Consider the following 19,260-nt stretch of genomic DNA (forward strand, 5'->3'; position numbering starts at 1 on the left):
AACCGTTAATGAAAGCGGTGTCAACAGAATTATTTCACATTTTCGTCACTTTTTTTGGTAATGTTTCCATAGTTCGCGTTTTGATGTCGTAATTGCTGTCGCACCAGCATTTAAAGCTCTCTCTACATCATCAACAGTACGAATAAAACCACCCGCTAAAATCGGTACACCAGTACGCTCTTTCACTTCAGCGATCACATCTGTTAACGCTCCTGGGAGCACCTCTATATAATCCGGCTTCGTCTTTTCTAAAAGATTGCAACTCTTCTCCATTGCACTCGAATCGATTAAAAAGATACGCTGAATTGCCACAACACCTTTTTGCTTCGCCTTCATAATCACGCTCGCCTTTGTTGAAAGTAACCCGTACGGCCTAAACTCCTGACATAAATACTCCGTCGCATGCCCATCACTCTGCAAACCATGAATTAAATCCACATGTAAAAACACCTTTTTACAATATTGCTTCGCAAGCGATATAACACTCTTCAATTGACCGACATGAATATCTAAAATAACGATATACTCATACGAACTATGTAATAGCTTTTCCAAATCTTTAATTTGCCTTACTGCCGGCAAAATCTTTTGTTCATGAAATTCCATTCTAAATTTCCCCTTCTTTATGTCATCCTATCCTTTATAGTACACAATTTGAGTGAAAAGAACAGCTGGTGTAGGGGATTTCTTTCATTTTTCTCGTTCTTCTTTTAAACGTTCACTAAAAATCATACTATGTTTCTCACCTATCTACGTCTAGTAAGAGCAAATACATGATGATGAGTAAAGCGAGTTGTCGTTTCGTTGGCTGTGCAACTTGTGCGTTACAGCTTATAATGGTGCTATTTAGTATGTACACTCTATATGCTATGTTCCAATAATAATTTCCCGAACAATAACCGTGCTTCTTAATATTGTCGTTTTGTGTCGGTAAGTCGATATCCTATGTCGAATCGTCGATATATTGAAAAAATCGTTGATATATTTCAAGTTGTGTTCGATATATTTGAAAAATCGTTGATATATTTTAGGAAATAAAACAGTGGATAACAGTACGTTATCCACGCTCCCATAATTATAATAAAACCGAATCCTTATCACTATCCTGATCCCCCTTCTTATCATTCTCCAGAAAGAAAATCATTTTATTCATCTCCCAACTTATACTAGTATTTAGGAAGATAATGAAGAAATACAATTAGAACGAACAAAAAACCCTGTAAAATTTATTACAGGGTTTCTTGCCGATTATTTATTGTTTTGCATACCGAATACGAACGTTATCGTCCATATGATAAATTTGTAATGTGTTTCCATCATATTGACACTCCCACGGCTAAAGCCGCAAGCTGACTAACGTCAGTGGGATTCTTGCTACCAAAGGCGAAGTCTATTTCTAGTATCGCTGACGTGCAAGATTGCGGTGTGCCATCACCACTCCATATCCAGTGCATCTAGCAGATACGGCACTCGTTCTATTACCAAACGAGTCAGATTGTGAGTTCTCAAATGTGTTTTAGCGTCTTGTACTTGACGACTCAATACATTTTACGGAGCAGAAGAATTTGTTACTCCAACCTCATATGTATTCTGTTTTCAGAGAACAAGATTATTTTAGAGACTTTCACTTGTCTGTTATGAAAATTATACCATTTCAAATACTTGATGTACAGAACATACTTTCGGTATTTTATCTATACATCGCATTTGACCTCACTATCATCCCACCCCTAAAGGGGGTACTATCGCACCGTAGTGGGCTTTCCTATTCGGAAAATCTGTAATCAAATCGTCTTAACATATCCTGTTCAATGTTTAATAAATATTGTGCATAATCTTCATCAAAAACGCGAACCTTTTGAACATCTTTACTCTCTTCTTTCGAATTAGTTGATTTTCCCTTCGTTTCAGAGGCCTTAGATTTTACTTGTTTCTTCTGTCTTTTCTTCTTTATTTGCCGAATCTTTTACTGTAACACAACCACTTAATAATAAAGCAACTGGAACTGCAGCAGCTATTAGTTTCTTCACTTTCATACCTCATAACCCTTTAAGCCATTTATTCTTAGTTGGTTTTACTACCGATACTCTTCGCTGCTTCTTCAAACAGTTTTGAACCTTCTTGTGCTTTACTTAATGATTGATGCATTTTACTCTCGTCTTCTTGGTCTAATGCATCAAAGAGAAGTTGGAAACAATCCGCATACAGTTCCATCGATTGCTTTATCTTCGCTTGTTCTCCCTGTAATTCAGGAGGCGCTTGTAAATTCTTCAGTTTCTTCGTTGTTGCCTTCGCTCCACCTAAACTTAGTTGTACTTCACTTTTCTTTTGTTTGTATGATTTTACGTCTGAATTTGCTATTCCTTCAATTAATTTCATTGTATCTTCAATTTGAGTAGCACTGTTTATGATATCTGCCTTGTACCTTTCAACATCCGAACCAGTTACCTTACCAGTTGAAGAATTAGAAGAGGAACTTTGTTGACTACTTGATGAACTACTGTTTGTACCTTCACCTTTCGCTACAGATGAGCTATCCTCTTTCTTGCTATCAGTTGACTTACTCTCTTTTTCAGCAGCCTTACTCTCTTTCTCTACCTTTTGCGTTTCTTCTTTCTTTGGTTCGGCTTTCTTACCATCCGTTTCAATTGTAATACAACCGCTCAATAACATAACTGGTAATGCTAAACTTACTAATTTTTTTGCTTTCATGATTACTAATACCCCTTTATTTGTAAAATGTATTGCAAACAAGTTAATATACTTAACTAATAAATTCCCCCTGAATAATTTATTAGAAGCTAACATCCACAGATTCCCTGTATATTCATAATCTTTCCATATATATCATTTTACAGAGAATTACATATTTGGTCAAAGGGAATTATGTAGTTTTTAAAGAGACATTTCTACACAAAAAAGAAGCTAACAATACATTGTTAACTTCTCAACTGAAAGCAAAATAGTATCTTTCCTTATCTTCTAATATCTAGGTTGTGATTGAATATTTGTAAGATGAATATCATACATATCAATGATTTCAAGAAATCTATCAGCTTCACGAAAAACGTGATCTGCTAATAATGGATGAATGATACTCTTTATTTTACATTGCTCAATTAAATCACGTGCTGTTTTCTTAAAATCCCGAAGAGATGCAACCGACACACGATTTTGATCTAAAAATTGATCTAGAAGAGGGACTGTTTGGGATTGTGGTTTCATTGATTCTAAGTCAATTGCTTGATACATTAATGCATCAAAATCATTGCTAAAATTCCGAGCTGTATCTACAAGCTTTCTTTCCGATGGATCAAGAAGGTGACCAATAAATTTAGCATGGTCTGCCATAATCCTCAAAAAGAAAACATTTTCTTTAATAATAGCATCAGGAAGGGCATCTAATTTCCCTTCATTTAATTCCATTAAACGTTTTCTAAAATAATCAGCTTCCCTACTCGTATGGTCAACTAACAGTGGAAAGTTATTTTGTCCTGGCAATTTACATGTGAGAATCAACCCTAAAATTTTCCGTTTAAACCCCCAAATATTAGTTGCAGCTTGTTGTACTTCTGCATTAAATCTTTTGATTTGCTCAGGATCTGTTTCATTTGTGTAGGAATGCGCTATTTGTTCAATATGTTCAAACAATCGATAAAATTGATTCGCCTCTTCAATTAGTTGCGTATCCTCGCATCTAAACCCTAAGCGAAGAAAAAGAGAATGCTCCTTCATGATTCTAGACCAAAAACGAATTTCATTTAATGAACGCTCAACAAACATTACAGATGTAACACCTGTATCCGGATGTAATGAAGTTTCATCCCTATGCATTGTTAATCCCCCCTAGTAAATACCCCGCTAGTTCCATTCTTATGAAGAAACATATATATAAATGCCCCTCAATAAAAGTTCATAATGAATTTCGTATACATGCTTCCAAAAAAAGAAAAAGGCTACCACCTAGATGTAAACTTCTACTAGATAATAGCCTTTCAACATTTCTATTAAAGCAATACAGAATCTTTATCACTATCCTGATTACGTTTCTCGCGTTCCTCTGCTAAACGCTTCATATACACTTCGCCTTCTTTTTCAATAAACTCATTATCCATCTCTTGCTCTTTTTTTGAAGTATATAAAACCATGTAGCCACTTAATACGATCCCAACGATTACAAGATACACCCACCATGGTAAAGTTTCCACTCTACTTCATTCCTTTCCTTAGACAAGCCTTATTAGTTTCACTGTATGAGGAAAGAAGTAGATTTATGCTTAAAATTTTATCGTTGTGGATTCTTCGCGAAGAACGCTTGTACATATTCCATAAACTCGATTGGTTCCTGACGAAACGGTGCGTGGTATCCTTTTTCAATAATATGGAACGTACTATTCGCAAATAGCCTATGATACAGTTCACCATTTTTCCAAGAAACGCTCTTATCATTTCTACCCCATATAATTAGAGTCGGCACCTTAATTTTATCGGCTTCCATCGCAATACGGCGCTCTCTCATTTTCGTCAGCTGATTATAGTGCTCTTTATCGTCACGACTATTTTTCACTTCATTTTTATTGTAATCCGTAATCTCAGTTACCGTTTGTAAGTCTGTCGATAGTGGCGGCACTTCATAACTTTCTTTTTGCTGGAAAGACTCTATTCCTGTAGAATCCGCCAAAATGAGATGCGTCACTACGTCCGGATATAAATACGCTAAATTGAGGGACATCTCTCCGCCCATTGAATGACCGAGCACCGCAAACTGATCGTATCCGAGCTTTTTCATTAACTTATAATATAAATTCACTTGTGCAGGAAACGAATACTCAAAATCAATTGGCTTAGAAGAACGCCCAAACCCTAAAATATCCACTGCAATAATCGTGTGGTCCCGCGCTAGTTCCGGATAAATATCACTAAACCCATCTGAAGAACCACCAAACCCGTGCAGCATAAGTAAAGGAGGCTTCCCCTCACCAATTTTCTTAAAATAAATCGTCTGCCCGTCAATTTGTGCCATACTCTCTTTCGTATTCAGCTTCATCATAACAGTATCTTTTACTTCTCCAACCTTCGCAATTGGCTTATCAACGAAGTTACATACGATAAGCAAAACGAGCACAATACCGCTAATCATATAAAACTTAAACCGTTTCAACATTCCCGTCTCCTTTCTCTTGTTGCTATTTAAAGTTTTTACATTTTTTGGTTGTTTTATAATTAATTTTAATTGTAACTAACTTAGTTACAATTATACTAAAAAAATATTACTCACTTCTATTAGTGATAGTTATTTTGTAACTATTATAGTTACATATTTAAAGTAAGTCAATTCTTTTTGGTCGTAAAAAGAAAAGGGACCTCGTTGTGAGGTCCCTTCACTTTGTTATTTAATTTAAAAATGGTCAGCGTGTGAGTCTTGCTTGCTAATACCGCCGCCATCACCTCTATTATCTGCTGGTGCTCCTCCTGTGTCACCAATATTAACGTAGTCTGGTCTTGCTGGTGCTCCTCCTGTGTCACCAATATTTACAGCTTGATTTGTAAAAGAACTATTGAACCCAATTGATAATACCCCTACTAATGCAGTCCCAACAATAGCCAAACGAAATTTCTTCATTATTTTAACGCTCCCTTTTCCAATATATTTTTTTGAGCCTTATTATTCATATAAAAATATTTACTTGCCTTAACATGATCATCAAACTCATAAAATTTCAGTGCTAAAATTTCAGTGTATTCTTGAATACAATCCCATAATCTTTCTCTCTCAAAATAAGAAATTCCTTCTAAAATTACATCTTCAATAATTGATACTGAGGATTTTCCATTGAGTTCTTTCAAAATTTTAAACCGATGTTGAAATTCTTTTTCTCCTAAATCAACACAAATATTTAAACCTTTTTCAACAATTGGATTCGCTAAGTTATATTGTCCTAATTTGTAATGTTCACGTGCTTCTACAAACAAGGCTTTAAAGTGTTCTGGGTAATTTTTGGTCACCTCAGATATGTGACGAATCGCTAATTCTGAAAGATTTTGACTAGCATAAAGCCAAGCTAAATTATGCCGAACCATTAGCATATATTTTTTTTGATCTGCTTTTTGCAATACTTCCATAGCAGAATTAAAGTTCTCTTCCGCTAATTCATAGTGATCTATGTCTACACAACATAGTCCAAAAGCATTTTCACATAATCCTACTTTTATTTCATAGCCTGGATATTGCAAAAATGCTGTTTTTGCCCTATTCAAGTAATCTATTGCATGAACTTGGTCATATTTTTGATAATACAAATTCCCCATCCGATAATTAAACTCCGCATGCTCTATCGGATCTGCAATATATTTTAATAACTTCTCAGCTTGCTCATACTGTTCTTTCGCTTCGTTATAATTTGAAATTAATGTACAATGAAACCCTTTAAAGAAGTGATAGTAATAAGCTAGAAAACCTTCTGCCGGGATTTCAAAAGATTCCACTTTATCAAAGCTATCTTCTCTAACCCCAATCCAATCAACTAATGCATCATATCTAAAATTCAATAATGTATGATAAAGTAATACATCTTGATCCACGTCCAAACCACTAATCTTACTTTCAATCTCCTCTTTCATCTCCGTTGCTTTCTCTATATTTTGCTGCAACATTACACGATACCAATCATCTAAAGAATGTTTCATTTGCTCCCTTGTTACTACATCTGCTCCCATACACTCGCATCCCCTTCTCTTCAAACTTACAAAATTAGGATATTTATACAATTATCCAAATTGTATATTATCACCTCTTTTCTATGTATCGAAAATAATTGTCAGAAAATTTATAATTTAAACGAATTATACCAATTTTTTCTATTTATAAAACTTGAGAAATATTTTTCAGAAAATTTCATAGAACAAATAAAGTGAAACTTTAATCAGTGGGGGTTTTATCCGTCCCCCACTGATTATTAGTTGAACCAATCGGGCATTAACGGGCAGCCCGACCCCCACCTAACTTATTTGCTTTCCTTGAATTTTGAGGTGGGGGTCTTACTGCCCATTAAAGCGAGATAAAAATAACCTTAGCTCAGCGAATACCCGAACTAAGGTTACTTGAAGTACAATGCTTCATGATTCTTATTATATCTTGGCTCAAGTTAAACAATAGAGTATATATCCTGAATACTTCCGAATTAGAACCGTAAAAATGAGTTTATAAAATCGTACACTTGATTTTCACATAATGAAAAAAGAGCACTGAACAAATAATCAGCACTCATTATCACTATTTACACACAGTTGTTCCGCTATTTCTTGTACCCGTTCCATCGTTATGCCTTCTCTAAACTCCATTGCTAGAGGATGGTCTGTTGGCTCTAGTTCAATATAAGGACGAATACCATCGGCTCTTGGATGAACCATCGTTTTTAAACTTACTGTTTCCAGCTCATATGGTAAATCTGTAGAAAGCCACCCAAACATTGGCTCTAACAGTTCTTGTTTATCCCAGCATTCATTCACCTTATCAAAATTTGCTTCACTTAATGAAACCCATACACCCCATATGAAATGTTCATCTGTACCAATGATAGGAATTTCAATACTTCCTCGAATGAAAAAATGTTCTCCATCCATTACGCATAAATCATCATTCATTTCAAATCTATCTTCTCGCTCTTCAGGTTCAGCATCATAATAATAAACAGGCGCTGATGATCCATAGCTCGTTGGAATTTCTTCATGATATGTACCGCAGCATCTACAAGTATACCCATTAATTTTCGTCATTCTATTCCTCCATCAGTTTTACATTCATTTTAGCAAAATACTTATAAAGCGAAAACAAAAAAACAAGCAGTTCCAGCAATCCGCTAAAACTACTTGCTCTCCTACTTATTCTCTCTACTGTTACTCTTTAATAAATTCCTTCGTACTTCTCACTGTATCAATTGGACGAACTAATTTTTCGATTTCTTCACGTTTTGGCTCTAGGAATGGAGGTAAAGATAATTTTTCGCCAAGTGTTTCGTATGGCTCATCTCCCATAAATCCTGGGCCGTCTGTTGCAAATTCAAATAAGATTTGTGGTGCAACTCTTGCATATAACGATTCGAAGAAGTGACGATCTACATAACCAGATGAAGGAAGCCCTACGCTACTGATTCTCTCAATCCATTCTTCTAATACAGCGCGATCTTCTACGCGGAATGCAGCATGGTGAACCGTACCAAAACCTTGTCGTGCTTCTGGAAGAACCGTATTATGTTCTACAATAACAGATGCACCGTTTCCGCCTTCGTTCACTTCAAATAAATAGAATTCTCCTTCTTGCGCAACCTCTTTAAATAATAGAACTTTTTCTAACACTTCTTTGAAGAAACTAAAGTTCGCAATACGGATAAATACAGGTCCTAAACCAGTAATTGCATATTCTAATGGAACTGGACCTTTTTGCCATGGTGTACCTGATTCGATACCTTTATCAAGTTCATCTGAGATTAATTGATAATGTTGGTCATCAAAATCAACGAAAGATAGAGTTTTCTTACCAAATTGCTCTTTAATTCCTGTATGTTCCACTTCCAGACGGTCAAAACGTTTCACCCAATATGCTAACGCTGCATCAGTTGGCACGCGGAATGAAGTTTTTGAAATTTCATTTGTACCGTGTACTCCTTTTGGAATACCTGGGAAGTCAAAGAATGTCATATCTGTTCCTGCACTACCTTTATCATCTGCAAAGAATAAATGATACGTTTGAATGTCATCTTGGTTTACTGTTTTTTTAACTAAACGCATTCCTAAAACGTGAGTGAAAAACTCATAGTTTTTTTCTGCACTACTTGTAATTGCTGTAACATGGTGAATTCCTTTTAATTGGTTCATTTTATATTCCTCCGGTGGTTTTAAGTTTTATTTTATATTTTCTCTTCTATTACTTCTCTTCAATAGGTGCTAAATTCGCTTCAATCTCTGCACGCTGATCTTCTAGGAACGGTGGTAAATCAAGTTTTTCTCCTAAATGTTCCACATCTCCATCAACTGTAAATCCTGGTCCATCTGTCGCAATTTCAAATAGGATTCCGTTTGATTCGCGGAAATATAAGCTTTTAAAATAGAAACGGTCGATGATTCCTGAAGACTGGAAGCCTCTTTGTATCACCTGTTCTTCCCAATAAGCAAGCTCTGTATCGTTTTTCACACGAATTGCTAGGTGGTGAATGCTACCGCGGCCCGGTTTTTCAGTAGGACCATCTAAATATTTCACAACGATTTCTCCAAAAGCCTCGCCTTTAATGGATTGAAAAATTGCTTCCTCTTCGCTTCGGCTAACCTCTGTATAACCAAACATCTCTGTAAGTGTACTCGCCATTTTATCAAGTCTACGAACTGTCATTTCTACAGAACCCATTCCTTGAATTTGATGCTCTGCAGGAACTTCTGATTTCTCCCAAGTTTCCCAGTGCTCTACTTTTTCTCCGTTTGAAACGAGTAATACTAAGCGAAGACCTTCAGCATCCTCAAACTGCAAAGCAGGACGATTTGCATATGTTGTTATTTCACTATGTTTCACATCAAATGTCTCAAATCGTTCTTTCCAGTAATGCAAGCTATCCTCTGAAGGAACAAGTAATCCGATTCGAGTAATGGCATTCGTACCGCGGTATGTTTTTCCTACTAAAGGAATTTCAAAAAATGATAATTCTGTACCTGGACTTCCTGTTTTATCTCCATAAAATAAGTGATACATTGATGGATCATCTTGGTTTACTGTCATTTTCACGCGACGTAAACCAAGTACATTTTTATAAAAGTGATTATTTTCATTTGCATTTTTCGTAACCATCGAAATGTGATGATGCCCTTTAATTTCATACATTGTTTATTCCTCCGTTTCGTTTTACTAGTCAAGTGATAACTAAAAAAAATGACATTTTCCACAACTAATATGGTTTTTAACGTTTCAATTTATTCTTAATTATATTTTTGTAAATTCATCTTAGTTTTTACTGCATAAGTTACTTTTTTTGTAAGTCGAAAGCAACTGAGTGTATGTTTTTCATATGACTCAATCGCTTTCGTTACTATCACTTTACACCTCAAGTGACTAAAAAGCAAGAGAAATATCTCAAATTCGAGACATTTTTTTATTGCATAACATTTTGGACTGGAGAATGGTGAATTTCTATATGGGATAGCGTCATAAAAATGTGGATTTACAACGCTAAGTCCATCTGCAACTAATGCAATCCCTTATTTAGAAAAAGCTGTTCTTTTAAGATTAAATAACTAACGTTCTTGGACTAAAAACACGAGCAATTCTCGTTTTCGGGGACTTTCTTTTCTTAACTTGATGGCGATGTGACACTACTCCAATATGCATTTGATAATGGTTTAGTAAATATTAAAAACACTAGTGAAGAAAAGAATAATCCATCTAAATTAAAGCTGCAACGCCATCAACAAAACCAAACATCATCAAATCAGGAGCTTGCTCCCCCTACGAAACACCTAATGGGCAACTTAATGGAATAAAAGAATGCCTTGATCGTAGATATTGGTGATATGAGGTTAAGTAAAATAAGAGCTGTCCTGTTGAGCGGCTTCTTTTATGTTCGTTTCATTATGCTTGATATGCCATGCTATCTGGAAATTCCTCGTTCTTTCTAAGACATCGCGCAATCCTAATACACGCACAATTAAAATAATGTTCTCTCATATTTAATGAATCCACTGGAGCTTGCTCTATGTCATAAAACATTCGTTCCTTTTTATTATAGTGCATCTTACCTATTTTAGTGGGTGATTCAGCAGGATAGTATTGATAAACAACTATCTCTTCATTCTCAAATTCTTTAGTCATTAATAAACATATTGCCATAAATAAGGCCCCCTTTATTTATATTGAATTTCATGTTTGGAGTTGTCCGAGGAAAATGATTTCCTGATTTCTAGTTTGAAATTGTGGAAAATGACTAGCCTTCTTTTACAAATTCAATATTGATTCTATCAACTTCAATTTCAACATACTTGTTAAAGTATTCACTATGTTCCAGGAATATTTCATCTTCGTCTATAATAATAATCCCTGCATCAATAAACCAACGATTTAATATTCCGCTGATACGATACTTGATGGAATTATCCATTTTCTTTAAATTTTTCACTCCATCTATTCCTTCATTTATTTCAATATCATCAAAAACTGTAATGTCGAGAATAACAGGATAACTTTTTCCTTCTTCAATTTTATATGGACAAACAGTGGAGAATCCCGTAAACACTACACCGTTAATATTTATTGTAACTGCCTCTTCGATTAGCTCATCGATTTTTTCTACATATGCCATGTATTTCATATTTTTTCCTCCTATTATTAATCAGCAAGATTTATAGATTAATAATCTACGTTTTAATAATACTCTTCTTGACAGGGTAAAAATGTTACTGTAAATGAAGTCTATTAACCTAGTAACAGTATGAAAAAAACGACTCTTTATTTGAGCCGTTTTTTTTATATCTTTGTTTGTTGTTCTATACTCCATATGTCATTTCGTCCAAAAATTCTCCACCATTTCTCAGGCATATTACTATCCTAGAAATCGCACAATTAAAATAATGCTTTCTTGTTCCGATTGATTCTTCTGGAACAGGTTCTAAATCATAAAACATTTCCTCTTTTTTATGAAAATACATTTTCCCAACTTTTTCTGGTGATTCAGATGGATAATATTGATATACAACTATCTCTTCATCTTCAAATTCTTTATTCATTGTTATATGGATTGCCATAGTGTATCACCTCCATTTTTATTCTGCATCTATATCAGGTATTTTCCAAGGGCGACCGGATCTTAAAGTTGCATCATGTGCTGTTTTATAATCAGTTTTAAAAATCCCTTCAAATCGAGATTCGAATATTTCATGACGAATTAAGTCCATATCTGATTTCAAAAATTCCCCACATACTAAATTCGTAACTTCATCATATGAATGAGCGCATCACCATCGATTAACTCAATGTTTTTGTTCGCGGCATATTGCCGTGTGTTTTTATTAAAATGAATTCAGAAACTTATATTGTGTGGGCTGAAAAAGGAGTTACTTAAATCTTGATGCAGGATAAAGATTTTGCTAGCACTGTAGGTTTAGGTTTAGGATTTACAATTGATGCAAAGGTAAATGTTAATGGAACACCACAATATAAAGTGTATAATAGTAAAGGCGAAACATTCTATATTACTGCAAGTCCGACATATGTAATAATAAAATAAAAACAAGCTCTCAATACTAATCCGTACCCTTTGTAAAGGACATTTTAAAAAAAGTTAGGCGGCATCAAGAAGATGATTTCTGTATTCAACAGGGGTCATCTTCTTTAAATTCCACTGATAGCGGTGTTGATTATAGTATTTCATATAGTCTTTAATTTCTTGTTTTAACTGAGTGAAAGATGTACAAGTTTTTATGTGTGCTTCATCTTTAAAGTGCCCAAAAAAGGATTCTTGAGGGGCATTATCCCAACAGTTTCCTCGTCTTGACATGGATTGTCCTAGCTTTAATTTTTTGACCAACTTTTGATAGGTAGGGCTTGTGTAATGAGCTCCTTGATCTGAATGAATATATGCATCTGGTGTTAATTCCACTTTCTTATTCCTCTTTAGTTTACGAAGAGTTGTCGTTGCGATATCTAGAGTAAGCCGTTCTGAAACATGATAAGCCAAAACTTCATTCGTAGACCCGTCTAGAATGGTAGATAAGTATCCTTTCTGATTTTTGCCATAAAACAGGTATGTGATATCTGTAAGAAGTACCTTTCCAGGTATACCTTGCCTGAATTCTCGTTTTAATTGATTAGGTACTACAAAGTGTTCTTTCGTCGCTTTCAACATTCTTTTATAGGGATTCGCTTTCCGAATGGGACAGACAATTCCATATTTTTTCATGATTCTTCGGATGCGTTTTAAATTGTAAACAACTTGAAATTGACCCGCCAATGTCATTTTAATTTGACGAGCCCCTTTCTTTCGGTTTTTAAATTGAAATGCCTTTACTATGAGCTCTTTCGCCATTTCATCTTGATGCATTCTTTTCTCTCGCTGACTTTGAGCAGTAGCGGAAAAATAATGATAGTATCCAGAGCGCGAAACACCAGCGATCTCACACAAATATCTCACCATATTTTTCAGGTTATACCTTTCAATAATAGTACGAATTAAGATGTATTTCTGACTGGGGTGTAACCTTATTTCTTTCCCATCCTCCCTTCCATAAGCTTGATCTTTTTTAATAATTCATTTTCAGCTTTTAATAAGTTTCGTTCCGCTTCTAAACGTGCATATTTCTCTTCTAATGTAAGTTCTTTCTCTGACTTTCTTCCGGAGTTATCCTTACGTGTATCTCTTAAACCAAATACCCCCCTTTCCTTATAGGAAGTACGCCATCGATTTCCTGATGATACAACACGTTGTAGACCGATGACATCTATATCAAATCCACATTCTTCAAAAATAATACGAGGTGGTTTTCCTTTTTCATTTTCTTCAATAAAAATACGTTTGAATTCATCTGTATAAGTAATCCCTTTCTGACTGACTGATTTTACGTATCGATTCTTTGATAGTGCTTGAACTTCTTTTTCTGTGAACAGTTTTTTCGTCATTTTGATATTTCTCCGATTCTCATTTTTCTCTCATTATACAAGAAAGACCCTATAGAATAGACTTTTTTTTAAGTGTCTATTCTATAGGGTACATTTTAATACTGAGAGCTTGTTTTTATTTTTACGATTGTGAAAATAAGAATTCAGGGAATTCAACTAAATCAGGTGAATTTCTTACATGTTTTTGTATAGCGCCAACTGCCTTAAGAAAATAATAATTTGCACCTTCGCCTTTAGCTGGTTCTAATTCTACAGATTTTTTTTCTAGTTTATTAAATTGAATTTTCCCTGCTTTTTCTTCATCTTCACAAGGAAAAAAACGATAAACGACTTCTTCTTTATTTTCATATTCTTTAAATAAATCTACACAAACTCCCATATTATCAATCTCCTTACTGGTTAAAATTATTAATTAAGGGATACGATACAGATCCTCGTCCGGAGGGTGCCAAGGTCTTCTTTGCATTGTTTTTTTGTGCGCAGTCATAGCATCAGTTTTGAAAATCCCTTCAAATCGAGATTCAAAAATTTCATGGCGTAATAAATCTATATCACTTGGAAGGTGCTTACCTGATTCTAATCGTTTCCACGCTAATGACATTGGGTAATCGGGATCAAAGTAACCTTTACTACCGTCCCTTAGTACATGTTCTTTAAAAAACACATGATCTTTTGCTCTTTGAATACGGTGCTCTTTAAAACCTGTATTCTCTGCTATTGCTCTTACATCAGAAGTATTTTTCTTGATATCTGCATATGTTTCGATAGCCTTTTCTTCTTGTAAATAAAAAAGTTCGTCAGGAGAAATCTTACCATATCTTCCTCCGGATTGAATAGTTACCTCTGATGCAGGTGCTGCATTTTTAGCTGTATTAGCAGCCTCAGCTGCCTTTGCAGTCATTTTAACGCCTTTTCCTACTTTGGCAATCTTTCCAACTGGTGTAAGACCAGCTACCGCCATTCCACCAGCAAAGATTCTATCCCAAGTGGAAAGTTTTTCGCCAGTAGATGGATCGATACCATCCCAAACACGACGAACATCATACTCACCACTTATTTCTCCAGCTATATCCCTGGCTAATTTTCCACCATCAAATCCTTTTTCCTCTGAAGAAGGTTTACCACACATTGCCCCTTCTTCCATTGTAACATCTTGATTATCTGTGTTACGGAATTTTTCAGCAATTCGTTTCAAATCTTCTTCTACTTGTATAATTGAATTGATAGATGTAAAAGCTTTTGGTCTCGCATCATTGAACATTTGAATGAATTGTTGATTAGAGGCACCAATCCATTGGGAACACAAATAATCTATTTCATTACATAAATTATTATGTATAGATTCTAATGCGATTCGGGTATTACTTGCACGATTAGCAACTTCTTCTAGCATTTCAGGTGTCACTTTGATTTGAACCATTTCTTTCCTCCCTTTCCCCAATTAAAATTATGAGATAAAAAGAAAAAAATATAAATACAGAAATTTTAGATTAGTATAATAATGTTTATGTGAAATAAAATCTGCTTAATTGCACTTAGAACCTATGTGCAATTAAGCTAATAAAATAAAAGGGCATTCCCAAACGGAAATGCCCTTTTATTTCAGGTTTAAATTACACCCATGCCTTTTAACATCTCAATTAAACTAGTATAGAAGTATTCACATGCTTCTGTCTCAGAATTAAATGTCTTAAGATTACTCTTTATTCCTTGCTCACTATAATATACTTCCCATACTCCATTCTGTTCATTGAAACAATACGATTCGTTTGGTAATCCACCCTTTAAACTATATAAGTCCTTTGACACCTCTTCTTGTAATAATTTCTGTTCTAACTCATTTTTTTTGCATGTTTAGAACTTACCCTTTTCAATGACTCTTCTTCAATTATTTCCTTTTAACTATTTCATTTTTAATAAAAAAACAGCCCCACTAAGCTACTAACACTTAATGAGGCCACTTTATTCACACTATTAATTATGAAACGTCGGTTTATAGAACGAACGATTTTAATCTAATTCCAGATAATAAACGATAGAAAGATTAAAACGTTTAAACAGCAAGCTTCACGTTTCGTTCGCATTTTTTCTTTATTGATAAAAACCGTTATAAAAAGAAAAATTTGTGGGCGAAATGTGGGCAAAAATAATAAATACAACAAAAGAGCACAGCGTGTATATACAGTGCTACCAACACTCTATATACCGTCCACCTGATTAGGCCAGGTAAACACTTGCTATACTCTCATGACATATTGTACATCATGTAGGGTTTCTTAAGCAACGTTTACCAAATTGGTGACGTTGCTTTTTTTGTTCATCAAAGGAGCCATTACAATGAAAAACCGTATTGATGTTATAGCAAATGAAGAATCCTTCCACAACTTATCATCATTTAAAGAGGTAGAAGAACTAAATAAAACTGTACGTGCATACAGAGACATTATCCGTATATCTATTAAGCGTACTGATGTACAATCTAAACTCATTACATTACTTGAAATTCTAAAACGTCACAGTTGCAAATATGTAGGTGTTAGTTTCCTGTGCAAAAATAGAATAGCTGAAAAAATGGAAGTTTCATATAAAACTGTGCAACGATTAATAATGAAACTTGTGGATCTAGGCATGATTAAGCAAGTAGCAATGAAACGTAAAAAAGATATGCTACAAACTGCTAATGCTATCGTAATTAATCCTATTGTGGAAAAAGTGTCCTACAAGACACCAGATAAAAGTCCTGCAAAGTGTCCTACCATTAAAACAAAACCTGTTTCTTTAAAACAAAAGATTAAAGATATAAACAAACGTAATAGTAATGAGAATAAAACTACACTCGAGGAAAACATTAAAGAAGCTGATTTTGTTGCTCACTGGGTACCAGAACGTTTTATTTCTTTAGTTCGCTCTTTTTACAGTGATTCAAAGACCATTCAAGAGTTTTGGAAGGTTGTAAGGCAGTGTAATAAAATTGTTAACCATACAACAGGAGATAAAGCATTTACTAAAGACCAGGAACTTACTATTGGCTTAAAAGCTATCAAAGAATTTGTTATGAAAATTAAATCCGGAGCAAAAATACAGAAAGGTAAATTCGCTTATTTCAACGGGATTGTAAACAACTTAATGGACAAGTTCTATTTTGACAATGAATTTATGAGCATATAAAAACACCTAGCTAACTTAACTAGGCGTTTCAACTTTTAAAATATCCATGAATTGAATTTTATGTATCTCATCGAACCCAACACTCACTATAATTCTACCTAATTGGGGTTCAAGTTTAAGTATTTTCCCTTGAATAATATCTGGTTCTTTATGTTTTCTATACACAGTAAACACTAATTCTGTATCATCCTGTACTGCCAATTGTATTAATTCAGCAGCTTCTTGTTGCTCGAATTCATCCATGTATGGTCTAGGTTCCTTTTTTGAAGCACTTTTCTTCTTCGGTGGTTTTGGTACTCCGTTTGCCATATGCTAATCACCTCATTAAGTATTTTAGGCGTATTGATAGTAATTTCTTACTTTATCAACTGATAGTATATTAGCTAATTTCAGCATTCTAACTTGTTGTTTTTTCATACAATATACCAATATACGATCTTCATATATCTTTCTAACAATTACAGTTCTTTGAGAAAAATTTCCTGAAATGTTTAAATAAATTAATTCGATTGGTATTTTTTGATTGAACGAACATTTAAGTAAATGATTCATGTGACCCCTCCACAAGAACGTTTGTTTGCATATAAATCATAGAACAACTGTTCTTTTTCGTCAATGAATCTGGATAAGTTCTATTTTGATAGTGAATTTATGTGTAATTAATCACCTAAAAACCCCTTTAGCAGAAAAGTACCCATATGGTACAATCCCCTTGTAAAATACTAGAAAAAGAAGGGATGATATGGTACAAATCAAAGTAACGCCTGAACAACTAGAACAGGTGGCAAAAACTGTGAGGGAATCGCGTAACTACTTAGAACAAATACATAATGACTTATATAATCAAACAGAATACATAGCTTCAATGTGGAGTGGTGCAACGAGTCAAAGGTTTTATCAGATGTTTAATGAAACAAAACCTCAAATGTTTAATGTGTTTCGGGAATTTGATAAGATTGCAGAAGAACTAATGCACGCTGCTGAAAAGTTTCGTAATGCTGATGAACGTTATGATGGTAATTTAGTTGATGGAAATTTATCAGATGAAAAGGTAGAAGAAGGGGCAATGTGCGGCAAACCCTCTGAAAAATCTATGCTTAGAAAAATTTGGGACGGTATATACGTTGGTTCTGGGCAAGTTATTGGGGGGATTGTAGAAGGATTTGATTCACTAGACGATACAGTAACAAAAGAAAATATTAAGTATGCTATAGGTCACCCTATAGAGACAACCTTTACTGCTTGGAATGCTGTTTCGGATTCATTTATGAATGATTTTTGGCATGGTGATGCGGAAAGTCGTACAAAATGGGGAACGAGTGTTTTTATGGGGCTTGGATTGGGATGGCTTGGGGATAAAGGAATAAGTAAAGTTTCAACAGTGGCAAGAGGTGCGAAGTTTGCAAAAGTAACTGAAATTACTGCACCACGTTTACAACCTGCTTTTGCAGGTGGTCTTACTAGTGGGACTATGACTAGTATGTTACCGCCAACAGGAAACTGGGGGAATTATCTAAGTGGTTATCTTATGTTTGCTAGACCATCTTGGAGACAGTCAGAACTTGATGCCTTAAAAGATAACCCCAATTATCGAGAACAAGTTATTTTTAAAGATGGTCTAGAATTAGAGAAAAAAACCAAAGGTTCTTCTATTCCAGATTTGTATTCTGATACAGTTAAAAATGCAATCGAAGTAAAAAATTATGATGTATCTACATCAGCCAAAAGAACTAGATTGGCATATGTTATAGGGAAACAAGTAGAAACAAGATTAAAAAACTTACCTGAAGGAACTACACAGTCAATCATTGTTGATATTAGAGGACAAGAGATTAGTGCTACAGAGATTTTAGAATTGAAGAAAAAAATCCTTGATAAGACAAATGATCAGGTAACAATAGAAATTAAAAAACAGTAATATAAAGAGAGGAGATTAAAAATGACCGTAGGATTTGGAGTAGATTGTATTTTTTATGAAGTTGGTCATCCAGATTTATTACACAGTTTTTTTTCAACGATGTCTTATCATGCAGAACCTGAAGGTTGGGGAACTAAGTATCCATTGTTAATGAAGGATTTGTATTTTGATAAGTTAAGTTGGGGAGATGTGAAAGAAGCACGAGAAAATTTAAAAGAGATTCAAAACATATTACAAAAGAAGAAACCCGATGAAGTAGTTTGGGATATTGAAGATTTAACAAAACGTCCACCTTGGGATAGTCAACCACTTCCACCACAAGTGATAAATTTAGCTACATATTATGCTACACCTAGAGGAGTTACCTACTTTGATTTATTATTTCATGCACTCGATGACGCACAAGAGGTAGAAATAGATGTAGTAATACGAGATAGTATAGCGGATAAAACATCTTAACCTTTATTATTAAATCAATACAAACAAAAAAGAAGAACGTCTTTTAGTGATGGTAAACGTTCTT

23 protein-coding genes and 3 pseudogenes are annotated in these 19,260 nt (G+C 34.5%); 5 read left to right on the forward strand and 21 right to left on the reverse strand.

Annotation, left to right across the window (positions count from 1 at the left end):
- Nucleotides 1-45: 45 nt before the first annotated feature.
- The 11 genes and pseudogenes from glpP to QCI73_RS22035 form a co-directional block, all read right to left on the reverse strand.
- The gene (gene glpP / locus QCI73_RS21985) at nucleotides 46-606 is read right to left on the reverse strand and encodes a glycerol uptake operon antiterminator GlpP (protein ID WP_000394287.1); all 561 of its coding nucleotides are present in this window, start codon (nucleotides 604-606) and stop codon (nucleotides 46-48) included.
- Nucleotides 607-1,780: 1,174 nt separating this feature from the next.
- Nucleotides 1,781-2,036 (reverse strand): annotated as a pseudogene (locus QCI73_RS21990) (DUF3994 domain-containing protein); the annotation flags it as partial.
- A gap of 28 nt (nucleotides 2,037-2,064) precedes the next feature.
- Nucleotides 2,065-2,712, reverse strand: a complete 648-nt coding sequence (locus tag QCI73_RS21995) for a DUF7018 domain-containing (lipo)protein (RefSeq protein WP_353823730.1) — start codon at nucleotides 2,710-2,712, stop codon at nucleotides 2,065-2,067.
- Nucleotides 2,713-2,982: 270 nt separating this feature from the next.
- On the reverse strand, nucleotides 2,983-3,834 hold the full coding sequence (locus QCI73_RS22000; RefSeq protein ID WP_327923452.1) for a DUF2935 domain-containing protein: 852 nt from the start codon (nucleotides 3,832-3,834) through the stop codon (nucleotides 2,983-2,985).
- A 173-nt stretch (nucleotides 3,835-4,007) separates the two neighbouring features.
- Nucleotides 4,008-4,208 carry a sporulation YhaL family protein gene (locus tag QCI73_RS22005; RefSeq protein ID WP_000449227.1) on the reverse strand — a complete coding sequence of 67 codons (201 nt, stop codon included), beginning with the start codon at nucleotides 4,206-4,208 and terminating at the stop codon, nucleotides 4,008-4,010.
- A 77-nt stretch (nucleotides 4,209-4,285) separates the two neighbouring features.
- Nucleotides 4,286-5,161, reverse strand: a complete 876-nt coding sequence (locus QCI73_RS22010) for an alpha/beta fold hydrolase (protein ID WP_353824125.1) — start codon at nucleotides 5,159-5,161, stop codon at nucleotides 4,286-4,288.
- Between the two features lie 237 nt (nucleotides 5,162-5,398).
- Nucleotides 5,399-5,623 carry a Phr family secreted Rap phosphatase inhibitor gene (locus tag QCI73_RS22015; protein ID WP_353823731.1) on the reverse strand — a complete coding sequence of 75 codons (225 nt, stop codon included), beginning with the start codon at nucleotides 5,621-5,623 and terminating at the stop codon, nucleotides 5,399-5,401.
- A complete protein-coding gene (locus QCI73_RS22020; protein ID WP_327923449.1) occupies nucleotides 5,623-6,717 on the reverse strand; it encodes a response regulator aspartate phosphatase in 1,095 nt (364 codons plus the stop codon). Before QCI73_RS22020 ends, QCI73_RS22015 begins: the two co-directional genes overlap by 1 nt.
- A 540-nt stretch (nucleotides 6,718-7,257) precedes the next feature.
- Nucleotides 7,258-7,776 carry a DUF2199 domain-containing protein gene (locus tag QCI73_RS22025; protein ID WP_327923448.1) on the reverse strand — a complete coding sequence of 173 codons (519 nt, stop codon included), beginning with the start codon at nucleotides 7,774-7,776 and terminating at the stop codon, nucleotides 7,258-7,260.
- A 120-nt stretch (nucleotides 7,777-7,896) separates the two neighbouring features.
- Nucleotides 7,897-8,874 (reverse strand): ring-cleaving dioxygenase, encoded by a 978-nt coding sequence (locus tag QCI73_RS22030; RefSeq protein ID WP_098593723.1) that lies wholly within the window; start codon nucleotides 8,872-8,874, stop codon nucleotides 7,897-7,899.
- A gap of 49 nt (nucleotides 8,875-8,923) precedes the next feature.
- Nucleotides 8,924-9,868: a ring-cleaving dioxygenase gene (locus tag QCI73_RS22035; protein WP_000272963.1), complete on the reverse strand. Its 945-nt coding sequence runs from the start codon at nucleotides 9,866-9,868 to the stop codon at nucleotides 8,924-8,926.
- A 482-nt stretch (nucleotides 9,869-10,350) separates the two neighbouring features.
- Between QCI73_RS22035 and QCI73_RS22040 the strand changes: the two genes are divergently transcribed.
- On the forward strand, nucleotides 10,351-10,524 hold the full coding sequence (locus tag QCI73_RS22040; RefSeq protein ID WP_001994609.1) for a hypothetical protein: 174 nt from the start codon (nucleotides 10,351-10,353) through the stop codon (nucleotides 10,522-10,524).
- An 88-nt stretch (nucleotides 10,525-10,612) separates the two neighbouring features.
- Here the strand turns inward: QCI73_RS22040 and QCI73_RS22045 are convergent, their stop codons facing one another.
- The 5 genes and pseudogenes from QCI73_RS22045 to QCI73_RS22065 all read right to left on the reverse strand — a co-directional run.
- On the reverse strand, nucleotides 10,613-10,870 hold the full coding sequence (locus QCI73_RS22045; protein WP_000952062.1) for a hypothetical protein: 258 nt from the start codon (nucleotides 10,868-10,870) through the stop codon (nucleotides 10,613-10,615).
- Nucleotides 10,871-10,964: 94 nt separating this feature from the next.
- On the reverse strand, nucleotides 10,965-11,348 hold the full coding sequence (locus QCI73_RS22050; protein WP_327923445.1) for a hypothetical protein: 384 nt from the start codon (nucleotides 11,346-11,348) through the stop codon (nucleotides 10,965-10,967).
- Nucleotides 11,349-11,523: 175 nt separating this feature from the next.
- Nucleotides 11,524-11,781, reverse strand: coding sequence for a hypothetical protein (locus QCI73_RS22055; protein ID WP_071737263.1), 258 nt, complete (start codon nucleotides 11,779-11,781; stop codon nucleotides 11,524-11,526).
- A gap of 18 nt (nucleotides 11,782-11,799) precedes the next feature.
- Complete coding sequence (locus QCI73_RS22060) at nucleotides 11,800-11,943, reverse strand: hypothetical protein (protein WP_236805537.1); 144 nt, start codon at nucleotides 11,941-11,943, stop codon at nucleotides 11,800-11,802.
- Between the two features lie 14 nt (nucleotides 11,944-11,957).
- Nucleotides 11,958-12,053: pseudogene (locus tag QCI73_RS22065) on the reverse strand (restriction endonuclease); the annotation flags it as partial.
- A gap of 54 nt (nucleotides 12,054-12,107) precedes the next feature.
- Between QCI73_RS22065 and QCI73_RS22070 the strand changes: the two are divergent.
- Nucleotides 12,108-12,263: pseudogene (locus tag QCI73_RS22070) on the forward strand (N-acetylmuramoyl-L-alanine amidase); the annotation flags it as partial.
- 54 nt (nucleotides 12,264-12,317) lie between these two features.
- On the opposite strand, the gene QCI73_RS22075 reads toward QCI73_RS22070, so the two are convergent.
- From QCI73_RS22075 to QCI73_RS22085, 3 genes are all read right to left on the reverse strand, one after another.
- A protein-coding gene (locus QCI73_RS22075; protein ID WP_416274065.1) for an IS3 family transposase occupies nucleotides 12,318-13,651 on the reverse strand; the annotation gives its coding sequence in 2 pieces (ribosomal slippage) (nucleotides 12,318-13,267 and nucleotides 13,267-13,651; 1,335 coding nt in all).
- Nucleotides 13,652-13,772: 121 nt separating this feature from the next.
- Nucleotides 13,773-14,030, reverse strand: a complete 258-nt coding sequence (locus tag QCI73_RS22080; RefSeq protein WP_078417632.1) for a hypothetical protein — start codon at nucleotides 14,028-14,030, stop codon at nucleotides 13,773-13,775.
- Between the two features lie 33 nt (nucleotides 14,031-14,063).
- On the reverse strand, nucleotides 14,064-15,071 hold the full coding sequence (locus tag QCI73_RS22085) for a WXG100 family type VII secretion target (RefSeq protein WP_353823732.1): 1,008 nt from the start codon (nucleotides 15,069-15,071) through the stop codon (nucleotides 14,064-14,066).
- A gap of 917 nt (nucleotides 15,072-15,988) precedes the next feature.
- Between QCI73_RS22085 and QCI73_RS22090 the strand changes: the two genes are divergently transcribed.
- Nucleotides 15,989-16,819: a helix-turn-helix domain-containing protein gene (locus QCI73_RS22090; protein WP_353823733.1), complete on the forward strand. Its 831-nt coding sequence runs from the start codon at nucleotides 15,989-15,991 to the stop codon at nucleotides 16,817-16,819.
- Between the two features lie 15 nt (nucleotides 16,820-16,834).
- Here the strand turns inward: QCI73_RS22090 and QCI73_RS22095 are convergent, their stop codons facing one another.
- Both QCI73_RS22095 and QCI73_RS22100 read right to left on the reverse strand, forming a co-directional pair.
- Nucleotides 16,835-17,128, reverse strand: coding sequence for a YolD-like family protein (locus QCI73_RS22095; protein WP_353823734.1), 294 nt, complete (start codon nucleotides 17,126-17,128; stop codon nucleotides 16,835-16,837).
- 24 nt (nucleotides 17,129-17,152) lie between these two features.
- Nucleotides 17,153-17,371 (reverse strand): hypothetical protein, encoded by a 219-nt coding sequence (locus tag QCI73_RS22100; protein WP_353823735.1) that lies wholly within the window; start codon nucleotides 17,369-17,371, stop codon nucleotides 17,153-17,155.
- A gap of 190 nt (nucleotides 17,372-17,561) precedes the next feature.
- On the opposite strand from QCI73_RS22100, the gene QCI73_RS22105 reads away from it, so the two are divergent.
- Nucleotides 17,562-18,737, forward strand: a complete 1,176-nt coding sequence (locus QCI73_RS22105) for a WXG100 family type VII secretion target (RefSeq protein ID WP_353823736.1) — start codon at nucleotides 17,562-17,564, stop codon at nucleotides 18,735-18,737.
- Between the two features lie 21 nt (nucleotides 18,738-18,758).
- Nucleotides 18,759-19,196: an Imm70 family immunity protein gene (locus QCI73_RS22110; protein ID WP_353823737.1), complete on the forward strand. Its 438-nt coding sequence runs from the start codon at nucleotides 18,759-18,761 to the stop codon at nucleotides 19,194-19,196.
- Nucleotides 19,197-19,260 lie beyond the last annotated feature (64 nt).

This window comes from Bacillus cereus group sp. MG16 (assembly GCF_040459875.1).
Lineage (GTDB): Bacteria > Bacillota > Bacilli > Bacillales > Bacillaceae_G > Bacillus_A > Bacillus_A paranthracis.

Coding starts and splice junctions, on each gene's coding strand:
- QCI73_RS22035 (WP_000272963.1), bottom strand. CDS start 9,868: ATGTATGAAATTAAAGGGCATCATCACATTTCGATGGTTACGAAAAAT.
- QCI73_RS22080 (WP_078417632.1), bottom strand. CDS start 14,030: ATGGGAGTTTGTGTAGATTTATTTAAAGAATATGAAAATAAAGAAGAA.
- QCI73_RS22105 (WP_353823736.1), top strand. CDS start 17,562: ATGGTACAAATCAAAGTAACGCCTGAACAACTAGAACAGGTGGCAAAA.
- QCI73_RS22030 (WP_098593723.1), bottom strand. CDS start 8,874: ATGAACCAATTAAAAGGAATTCACCATGTTACAGCAATTACAAGTAGT.
- QCI73_RS22015 (WP_353823731.1), bottom strand. CDS start 5,623: ATGAAGAAATTTCGTTTGGCTATTGTTGGGACTGCATTAGTAGGGGTA.
- QCI73_RS22020 (WP_327923449.1), bottom strand. CDS start 6,717: ATGGGAGCAGATGTAGTAACAAGGGAGCAAATGAAACATTCTTTAGAT.
- QCI73_RS22055 (WP_071737263.1), bottom strand. CDS start 11,781: ATGGCAATCCATATAACAATGAATAAAGAATTTGAAGATGAAGAGATA.
- QCI73_RS22050 (WP_327923445.1), bottom strand. CDS start 11,348: ATGAAATACATGGCATATGTAGAAAAAATCGATGAGCTAATCGAAGAG.
- QCI73_RS22100 (WP_353823735.1), bottom strand. CDS start 17,371: ATGAATCATTTACTTAAATGTTCGTTCAATCAAAAAATACCAATCGAA.
- QCI73_RS21995 (WP_353823730.1), bottom strand. CDS start 2,712: ATGAAAGCAAAAAAATTAGTAAGTTTAGCATTACCAGTTATGTTATTG.
- QCI73_RS22045 (WP_000952062.1), bottom strand. CDS start 10,870: ATGGCAATATGTTTATTAATGACTAAAGAATTTGAGAATGAAGAGATA.
- glpP (WP_000394287.1), bottom strand. CDS start 606: ATGGAATTTCATGAACAAAAGATTTTGCCGGCAGTAAGGCAAATTAAA.
- QCI73_RS22000 (WP_327923452.1), bottom strand. CDS start 3,834: ATGCATAGGGATGAAACTTCATTACATCCGGATACAGGTGTTACATCT.
- QCI73_RS22090 (WP_353823733.1), top strand. CDS start 15,989: ATGAAAAACCGTATTGATGTTATAGCAAATGAAGAATCCTTCCACAAC.
- QCI73_RS22095 (WP_353823734.1), bottom strand. CDS start 17,128: ATGGCAAACGGAGTACCAAAACCACCGAAGAAGAAAAGTGCTTCAAAA.
- QCI73_RS22025 (WP_327923448.1), bottom strand. CDS start 7,776: ATGACGAAAATTAATGGGTATACTTGTAGATGCTGCGGTACATATCAT.
- QCI73_RS22085 (WP_353823732.1), bottom strand. CDS start 15,071: ATGGTTCAAATCAAAGTGACACCTGAAATGCTAGAAGAAGTTGCTAAT.
- QCI73_RS22110 (WP_353823737.1), top strand. CDS start 18,759: ATGACCGTAGGATTTGGAGTAGATTGTATTTTTTATGAAGTTGGTCAT.